Source organism: Treponema sp. R6D11 (assembly GCF_054786075.1).
In genome coordinates, this window is record NZ_BDHD01001036.1 from 1 (window position 1) to 406 (window position 406).

Genomic DNA, 406 nt, shown 5'->3' on the forward strand with positions numbered 1-406 from the left:
TCTTTAGAACGTATAACAGCTGAGCTTCCTAAACCAAATCCAATATCTAAAACATAAACAAATGCGCCAATAACGAGTAGAACGGCAATAACTGTTATCGTGTTACTTTTAACAATGTCCCACGTTGGCCAAGTTACCCTTTTTAGCTCGCCTTTGATTCCTCTAAAAAAGTTTTCTCCTTTTGCTTTTTCAACCTTTTTAGCCTTATCTTTTTTCTTAACGTCTGCTTTTGCTTCTTCTTTTTTCTTTTTACCAAACATTATAGAAACTCCTTATTTAGATTCTTTATGAAGCGTGTGCGCTCTGCATGTGTCGCAGAATTTTTTGATTTCTAGCCTGTCTAGTTTCTTGTTCTTCGTTGTACGATAATTACGGTTTTTGCATTCTGTGCATTCAAGCGTAATGT

The 406-nt window shown here is 35.5% G+C and carries 2 protein-coding genes; both read right to left on the reverse strand.

Annotation, left to right across the window (positions count from 1 at the left end; all coding sequences use genetic code 11):
* Nucleotides 1-260 (reverse strand): preprotein translocase subunit SecE (gene secE / locus ACYVTD_RS17360; RefSeq protein ID WP_461248878.1); only part of this gene is annotated, 260 nt, incomplete at its 3' end.
* Nucleotides 261-272: 12 nt separating this feature from the next.
* Nucleotides 273-404: a 50S ribosomal protein L33 gene (gene rpmG, locus ACYVTD_RS17365; RefSeq protein ID WP_461248879.1), complete on the reverse strand. Its 132-nt coding sequence runs from the start codon at nucleotides 402-404 to the stop codon at nucleotides 273-275.
* Between the last annotated feature and the right edge of the window lie 2 nt (nucleotides 405-406).